Source organism: Nonomuraea sp. CX421 (assembly GCF_059358955.1).
Window position 1 is genome coordinate 23,597 of the sequence record NZ_JCADBK010000043.1, and the last position, 6,483, is coordinate 30,079.

Below are 6,483 nucleotides of genomic sequence, written 5' to 3' on the forward strand. Positions count from 1 at the left end.
CGGCATGACGAAGACCACCCTCGCCGCCGCGGCTCTGGCCGCGGCGGCCGTTCTCGTGGCGCCCACCGCCGCCTCCGCCAGCACCCCCGCCAGCACCCCCGCCACCGCCACCGCCGGCGCCTCCGCCGCCCGGCCGCTGCAACTGCGCAACGGCCTCACGCTCAACCTCCCGCCCGGCTGGAAGGTGTACGGCAGGGGCGACTGGATCCAGGTCGTCACCGGGGCCTGCGCCAATCCCCGAGGCGGATACGGGCATTCCGAATGCGACAGTTTCTCCATCCTCGGCCCCGATGCCATCAAGATCGGCAATGAGGTGTTCAAGCCCTACACCGCCAAGCGGCCCTTCTACCCGGCGACCGACGTCCAGGCCTGCCCGCACAACCACAGGTGGGGGCAGGTGCTCGGCGGCGCGGCGGCGAAGGGCCTGCGCCAGGTCGGCCCCGGCCACAAGGCGCACTACCGCGAGTGGAAGGCGAAATGCGTCTCGTACTCGGGCGGCACGGTGAAGTCGAGGTACGTCCAGCGTGAGTGGTACCTGCCGCAGAGCAGGATCCTCATCGTCGACCGGTGGAACACCCCGGGCCTGCCGGGCGTGCTCAAGCGCGCGGTCTGGCGGTGATCACGCCGCCGATGGCCAGCCCGATGAACACCGGCACCAGCAGGAACGCGTAACGGGTGCCGAAGCCGTCGGCCAGCGCGCCGAGCGCCAGCGGGCCGACGGCCACCGCGGCCCCGGAGCAGACGGGCGCGACGGCCGAGGCCAGGTCGGAACGCCCGCCGGAGTGGGTGATCAGCGCGGCCAGGCCCAGCGGGAAGTGCAGCGCGACTCCGAGCCCGGTGATGGCCAGCCCGGCATAGCCGAGCAGCGGCGACGAGCTCAGCCAGAAGATCAGCCAGCCCGCTCCGGCCAGCAGCAGCGCGCCGACGAACAACCGGTCGGGCGGCAGCCGCAGGGCCAGCCGGCCGCCGGTGAAGCGGCCCACCGCCATGCCCGCGGTGAACGCCGTCAGGCCGGTGGCCGCCGCCGCCACGCTCAGCCCGGTGTTGCCCGCGAACAGGGCGGCGGCCCACAGGTTGAAGCAGAACTCCAGCGCCACGCAGCAGAACAGCACGCCGCCCGCCAGGTGGAAGCGCCACCCGGGGCGTGGGCGGCCGGAGGCGGCGGCCGAGGCGGCTCCGGGCCGGTGTTCGGCGGGGATCCAGATCCGGCCCATGGACAGCGCCAGCGCCACGGTCAGCAGCGGGGTGAGCAGCAGCGTGGCCCGCCAGCCGAGCACCGTCCCCGCCACCACGCTGAGCAGGAACGACATCGCGATGCCGAACGCCACGGCCACCCCGTTGGCCTCGCTGATCGCGGCCGGCCCGGCGGGGCCGTGGTGGTCGCTCAGCGCCGCCATCGAGGCGTAGAGCGCGGCCGAGCCGAACGCCCCGGCCAGGCCGTAGCCGAGCAGGGTGGCGGGCAGGACGGGGACGAGCATGACGAGGACGACGCCCGCGTTCATGCCGGCCAGGCCGCCCCAGGTGACGGCTCGCCTGCCGTACCTGCGGCAGAGGGCGGGCAGCGCGAGCCCGGCCAGGATGGTGCCCGCGGCCAGGGCGGTGCCGTGCAGGCCGGCGACGGCGTTGGACAACTGCTGGTCCTGGCGCAGCAGTGGCAGGGCGGCGCTCAGGCCGTACAGGAAGGTCGCGAACGTGCCGAGCTGGAGGTAGATCAGCCAGGTGGGGGCGTCGCGGGTGAGCCGGACTTCGGCGGTCGGCATCCGGCCGGCTCCTGTCGAGAAAGGGGGTGATTTACCGCAAATCGTAGTTCAGGGCGTCGAGCTGGGCCGCCAGCCACTGCTGCGGGGGCAGCGCGGTGGCGGCGGCCGCCAGCCTGTCGCGGCGCCGCTCGCGTTCCTCCACCGGCATGACCAGCGCCTCGTGCAGCGCCGCGGCCGTGCCGCTGACGTCGTAGGGGTTGACCAGGAGCGCGTCGTCGCCCAGCTCGGCCGCCGCGCCCGCCTCGCGGGACAGCACCAGCGCGGCCGTCGGGGACAGGATCGGGCCCTCCTTGGCCACCAGGTTCATGCCGTCGCGGATCGGGTTGACCAGCAGCACGTCGGCCATCCGGTAGGCGGCCAGCGAGCGCGGGTAGTCGTCGTCGACGTTGAGGATGAGCGGGTCCCAGTCCTCGGTGGCGTACTCGTCCTCGATCTCCTGGGCGCAACGCTGCACCGACGCGGTGTATTCGCGATATTCGGGCAGATCGTGCCTGCTCGGGTAGGCGAACGCCAGGTGCACCACCCGGCCGTGCCACTCGGGATGCGCGGCCAGGAACTCACGGTAGGCGAGCAGGCCGCGCACGATGTTCTTGGACAGCTCGGTGCGGTCGATGCGGACGATCAGCCTGCGGTCGCCGACCTGCTCGCGCAGCGCCGTCATGTGCGACTCGACGTCGGGCTCGCCGGCCCGGTCGCGCAGCGCGGCGCCGTCGACGCCCAGGGGGTGGACGCCGATGCGGGTCGTGCGGCCCTCGTGGGTGATCGTCCGGCCGGTCCGGTCGATCTCCGCGCCCAGCAGGAACCGGCAGCAGTCCATGAACGCGCCTGCCCAGCGCTCGGTCAGGAACCCCGCGTGGTCGGCGCCCAGGATGCCCTCCAGGACCTCGCGGGCCACCTCGTCAGGCAGCAGCGAGAAGTACTCGGGCGGCGCCCAGGGGGTGTGGCTGAAATGGGCGATGCGCAGGTCGGGGCGCTCGGCGCGGAGCATCGCCGGGGTCAGGGTCAGGTGGTAGTCCTGCACCATCACGCGGGCCTCGTGCCCGGCCTCCTCGGCCAGGGCCAGCGCGAACGCGCCGTTGTAGTCGCGGTAGGACTCCCACTCGCGCTGGAACTTGGTGCCGAACCGGGGGGAGTTGGGGATGTCGTAGAGCAGGTGGTTGACGAACCAGAGGGTGGAGTTGGCCACGGCGTTGTAGGCGCGGTGGAACGTGGCGGGCGGGATGTCGAGCATCCTCAGCGCGCCCGTGTCGTAGCCGGCCTGGTCGAGCCGCCCGCCCGGGGCCTGCCGGACGGCGCTCCGGTCGCCGTCGGACAAGGCGGCGCACACCCACAGAACCCCGACGTTCTTCGTCACCCCGGACAGCCCGGACACCAGGCCACCACCGCCACGTTTCATGGTCAGAACGCCGTCCTCGGAGACGGTGAACGAGACGGGACCTCTGTTCGAGGCAACCAAGACACTGTTCATGTACGCCTCCTCCGACCATAGGATCCCAGCTATGGCGCTTGATGAGCTAACCGAGGACCTGGCCCGCTCCGCCGCTGGCGGAGATCATCGCGCACTCGGCGAGCTGCTGCGCCGGATCGAGCCCGATGTGATGCGCCACTGCTCCCGGATCCTGCCCTACCGCCAGGACGCCGAGGAGGCGTCGCAGGACACCCTGCTCGCCGTGGCCCGCAACATCGGGCGCTTCGAGGGGCGCGCGAGGTTCAGCACGTGGCTGCACATCGTGACCGCCAACTGCGCGCGCACCACCTACCGGTCGCTCAAGCGCAGGGCGGCCGAGCAGAGCTCCGACGAGCTGCCCGTGCAGAAGCCCGACGTGCGCCGGGTCAGCGTCATCGCCGGGTCGCGGCTCGACCTGCTCGACGCGATGGAGGCGCTGGAGGCCGACAAGCCCGACCTGGCCCAAGCGCTGGTGCTGCGCGACATCGTGCAGCTCGACTACAACGAGGTGGCCGAGCACCTCGGCATCCCGCTCGGCACCGCCAAGTCCCGCATCCACCAGGCCCGCAAGTACGTCCAGGCGGCGCTGGGTGACGACTACAGGTGAGACCGCCCGTCTCACTTGTTGAGACATGGGGTCAGCCCGGCCGCCTGGCCAGGTAGAGTCCCTTACAACAACTGCATATTGCTCATCCAGAGGGGTGGAGGGACCGGCCCTGCGAAGCCCCGGCAACCCTCCCGGCTTTCGACTCGCGACCTGGCGAGGCCGACCGGGACAGGGTGCCAATTCCGGTCCGCGGTCAGGGTGGCCGCGGGCGAAGATGAGGGAAGGCCTCGCTTCATGTCGCTCGACTTTGGTCCCGCCACCGGTCTGTCCTGCCGCGAGTGCGGAGCCCGCTATCCCCTCGGCCCGAGCTTCGCCTGTCTGGAGTGTTTCGGGCCGCTCGAAGCGGCCTACTCCTTCGGCGCCGTCTCCCGGGCCGACATCGAGGCCGGGCCCGCCAACATCTGGCGCTACCGCTCGCTGCTCCCCGTCCCCGACGACGTCGCCGACAAGCCCAACATGAACCCCGGCTGGACCCCTCTGGTCAAGGCCGGCAACCTCGGGCGCAAGCTCGGCGTCAAGTCCCTGTACGTCAAGGACGACTCGGCCAACCCCACCCACTCCTTCAAGGACCGGGTGGTCGCCATCGCCGTCGAGGCGGCGCGCAACTTCGGCTTCCACACGCTGTCCTGCTCCTCCACGGGCAACCTGGCGGGCGCGGTCACGGCGGCCGCGGCCAGGGCCGGGCTCGACGCCTGCGTGTTCATCCCCGCGGGCCTGGAGGCGGCCAAGATCGCCATGGCCCGGGTGTTCGGTGGCAGGCTGATCGGCATCGAGGGCAGCTACGACGAGGTCAACCGGTTCTGCTCGGAGCTGATCGGCGACCCGATGGGCGACAAGTGGGGCTTCGTCAACGTCAATCTGCGGCCCTACTACGCCGAGGGCTCCAAGACGCTCGCGTACGAGATCGCCGAGCAGCTCGGCTGGCGGCTGCCCGAGCAGATCGTCATCCCGGTGGCCTCCGGCTCCCAGCTCACGAAGATCGACAAGGGCTTCAAGGAGCTGGTTGCGCTCGGGCTGGTCGAGGACACGCCCTACAAGATCTACGGCGCCCAGGCGCTCGGCTGCTCGCCCGTGTCCGGCGCGTACAAGGCCGGGCATGACGTGGTGCAGCCGGTCAGGCCCGACACCATCGCCAAGTCGCTGGCCATCGGCAACCCCGCCGACGGCCCCTACGTGCTCGACATCGCCCGCCGCACGGGCGGCGCCGTGGAGGACGTCACCGACGCCGAGATCGTCGCGGCGATCAGGCTGCTGGCCTCGACCGAGGGCGTGTTCGCCGAGACGGCCGGGGGAGTCACCGTGGGCGTGCTGAAGAAGCTCGTCGAGACCGGGCAGCTCGACCCGGACGCCGAGACCGTGGTGCTCAACACCGGCGACGGGCTGAAGACGCTCGACGCGATCGCCGACGGCGCCGCGCCCACGGCCGTCATCCGGCCCTCTCTCGACGCGTTCCGCGCGACTGTCTGACAATCAGGAAAGGCCAGGTAAACCATGAGTGTTTCTGTGCGAATTCCCACCATTCTGCGCACCTACACCGGGGGCAGCGCGGAAGTGAGTGGCGAAGGGGCGACTCTTCGTGACGTCCTCGCCAAGCTTGACTCCGACTATCCGGGGATCGGTGCCCGCATTCTCGATGAATCGGGCAAGATCCGTCGTTTCGTCAACGTTTACGTTGGGGAAGAGGATGTCCGTTTCGCCGAGGGGCTCGACACCGTGGCGCCCGAAGGCGTACAGATCTCCATCATCCCGGCCGTAGCAGGCGGTTGACCACCCGTCACGTTCGGAAGGCGCTCCGTTGCGGGCGCCTTCTTCTTTTCTAGGCAATTCAATGTTGAACCACTTTGACTCGTGCTGAAATGCGTAGTTTGGTGCTTTGACTCTGTTGCTAAACGCTCTCCCACAGGTATGGTCGAGGGCGATCGTCTGGCTGTTTTCCCCATAGTCATGGCGATTGCGGGTCTCGCGGACGAATGGGCGAGATCCGTGAGCCCAGTAAGAGGAGTCGGAAGTGGCGCAGGGCACCGTCAAATGGTTCAACGCGGACAAGGGCTACGGCTTCATCGCGGTAGACGGTGGTAAGGATGTATTCGTCCATTACTCAGCCATCATGATGGACGGCTATCGCTCTCTCGAACAGGGCCAGCGGGTCGAGTTCGAGATCACGCAGGGTCAGAAGGGGCCGCAGGCGGAGGCTGTCCGCGCGGTCTGACCGGCTGGCCGGTGCACGGCGGTTCGCACGGCAGCGCAGTCCGCGCGAAACCCGCCACCCGCATTTCGCCGACACCGGTACGGCGGGTCCAGGTGACCCGCCGTACCGACTGACCTGGGCGGCAATGGCTTCAGCTTGCACTCGACGGGGTAGAGTGCTAAAAAATCGTTGGCACTCTCTGTTCGTGAGTGCCAACACCTGGATCGGGACGACGGGGTCTGCCGAACGGAGATGTGGGCCCTGGTGCGTAGCCCGCTGATGTGGGCCTGCGCACGTTGCCGTCGCGGGCGTCGGCTCGGTCCACCGCAAGCCACCCTGTATCTGGGAGGTCTAGCCTTATGGCAGCCAAGATGATCGCGTTTGACGAGGACGCCCGGCGCGGTCTCGAGCGCGGTATGAACCAGCTCGCCGACGCCGTCAAGGTGACCCTGGGGCCCAAGGGCCGCAACGTCGTGCTGGA

General features: G+C 69.8%; 7 protein-coding genes and 1 riboswitch. Of the genes, 5 read left to right on the plus strand and 2 right to left on the minus strand.

What is annotated here, in order from left to right:
- Nucleotides 1–4: 4 nt before the first annotated feature.
- Nucleotides 5–619: a hypothetical protein gene (locus tag AC5L3X_RS38695; RefSeq protein WP_494863727.1), complete on the plus strand. Its 615-nt coding sequence runs from the start codon at nucleotides 5–7 to the stop codon at nucleotides 617–619.
- On the opposite strand, the gene AC5L3X_RS38700 is transcribed toward AC5L3X_RS38695, so the two are convergent.
- Both AC5L3X_RS38700 and AC5L3X_RS38705 read right to left on the minus strand, forming a co-directional pair.
- On the minus strand, nucleotides 597–1,760 hold the full coding sequence (locus AC5L3X_RS38700) for an MFS transporter (RefSeq protein WP_189129096.1): 1,164 nt from the start codon (nucleotides 1,758–1,760) through the stop codon (nucleotides 597–599). The two genes, AC5L3X_RS38695 and AC5L3X_RS38700, sit on opposite strands and share 23 nt — an antisense overlap.
- A gap of 31 nt (nucleotides 1,761–1,791) precedes the next feature.
- The gene (locus AC5L3X_RS38705) at nucleotides 1,792–3,228 is read right to left on the minus strand and encodes an alpha,alpha-trehalose-phosphate synthase (UDP-forming) (protein WP_494863729.1); all 1,437 of its coding nucleotides are present in this window, start codon (nucleotides 3,226–3,228) and stop codon (nucleotides 1,792–1,794) included.
- Between the two features lie 31 nt (nucleotides 3,229–3,259).
- Here AC5L3X_RS38705 and AC5L3X_RS38710 point away from each other — a divergent pair, with 31 nt between their 5' ends.
- The 4 genes from AC5L3X_RS38710 (at nucleotide 3,260) to AC5L3X_RS38725 (ending at nucleotide 6,023) form a co-directional block, all read left to right on the plus strand.
- Nucleotides 3,260–3,814 (plus strand): RNA polymerase sigma factor, encoded by a 555-nt coding sequence (locus AC5L3X_RS38710; RefSeq protein ID WP_494863731.1) that lies wholly within the window; start codon nucleotides 3,260–3,262, stop codon nucleotides 3,812–3,814.
- A gap of 79 nt (nucleotides 3,815–3,893) precedes the next feature.
- Nucleotides 3,894–4,035, plus strand: a riboswitch (SAM riboswitch).
- A 13-nt stretch (nucleotides 4,036–4,048) separates the two neighbouring features.
- Nucleotides 4,049–5,281 (plus strand): threonine synthase, encoded by a 1,233-nt coding sequence (gene thrC / locus AC5L3X_RS38715; RefSeq protein ID WP_494863733.1) that lies wholly within the window; start codon nucleotides 4,049–4,051, stop codon nucleotides 5,279–5,281.
- A 24-nt stretch (nucleotides 5,282–5,305) separates the two neighbouring features.
- Entirely contained in the window at nucleotides 5,306–5,581 is a 276-nt protein-coding gene (locus AC5L3X_RS38720) for a MoaD/ThiS family protein (protein ID WP_173525744.1), read from the plus strand.
- A gap of 241 nt (nucleotides 5,582–5,822) precedes the next feature.
- Entirely contained in the window at nucleotides 5,823–6,023 is a 201-nt protein-coding gene (locus AC5L3X_RS38725) for a cold-shock protein (protein WP_173525743.1), read from the plus strand.
- The last annotated feature ends 460 nt before the right edge of the window (nucleotides 6,024–6,483 follow it).

Coding starts and splice junctions, on each gene's coding strand:
- AC5L3X_RS38700 (WP_189129096.1), bottom strand. CDS start 1,760: ATGCCGACCGCCGAAGTCCGGCTCACCCGCGACGCCCCCACCTGGCTG.
- AC5L3X_RS38695 (WP_494863727.1), top strand. CDS start 5: ATGACGAAGACCACCCTCGCCGCCGCGGCTCTGGCCGCGGCGGCCGTT.
- AC5L3X_RS38705 (WP_494863729.1), bottom strand. CDS start 3,228: ATGAACAGTGTCTTGGTTGCCTCGAACAGAGGTCCCGTCTCGTTCACC.
- thrC (WP_494863733.1), top strand. CDS start 4,049: ATGTCGCTCGACTTTGGTCCCGCCACCGGTCTGTCCTGCCGCGAGTGC.
- AC5L3X_RS38720 (WP_173525744.1), top strand. CDS start 5,306: ATGAGTGTTTCTGTGCGAATTCCCACCATTCTGCGCACCTACACCGGG.
- AC5L3X_RS38710 (WP_494863731.1), top strand. CDS start 3,260: ATGGCGCTTGATGAGCTAACCGAGGACCTGGCCCGCTCCGCCGCTGGC.